The sequence below is a fragment of the Arthrobacter sp. CC3 genome, from assembly GCF_039907775.1.
In the GTDB taxonomy this organism is placed as follows: Bacteria; Actinomycetota; Actinomycetes; order Actinomycetales; family Micrococcaceae; genus Arthrobacter.
The window spans coordinates 1-530 of sequence record NZ_JARCCY010000123.1 but is presented as its reverse complement, the minus strand read 5'-3'; the positions used below and the strand labels follow the sequence as shown (position 1 = coordinate 530).

At 65.7% G+C, this 530-nt stretch carries 1 protein-coding gene; it reads left to right on the top strand.

Features of this window, described 5'->3' with window-relative positions; all coding sequences use genetic code 11:
- A partial coding sequence (locus PV761_RS24270; protein ID WP_347900062.1) for an NAD(P)(+) transhydrogenase (Re/Si-specific) subunit beta occupies positions 1–530 on the top strand: 530 nt, incomplete at both ends.

The following is a 530-nucleotide window of genomic DNA, read 5'->3' as shown; positions in this document are numbered from 1 at the left end:
GCGCTGTCCCCGGACCTGATGGCCGTCCACCATGCCGAGGTCTTCATCGGTGTCTTCATCGGCGCGGTGACCTTCACCGGCTCCATCGTGGCGTTCCTGAAACTCTCGGCCCGGATGAAATCCTCACCGCTGATGCTGCCGGGGAAGAACGCCATCAACCTCGGCGCCCTCGTCGCGTTCGTCGCCCTCACGGTCTGGTACGTCAACGACTCCCAGCTGTGGCTCCTGATCGTTGTCACCATCCTCGCCCTGGGGCTGGGCTGGCACCTGGTCGCCTCCATCGGCGGCGGGGACATGCCTGTGGTGGTGTCCATGCTCAACAGCTACTCCGGCTGGGCCGCGGCAGCCGCGGGCTTCCTGCTCAACAACGACCTGCTCATCATCACCGGCGCCCTGGTGGGCTCCTCCGGTGCCTACCTGTCCTACATCATGTGCAAGGCCATGAACCGGTCCTTCATCTCCGTGATCGCCGGCGGCTTCGGCATCGCCGCTCCCACCACGAGTGGAGACACAGACCACGGCGAGCACCG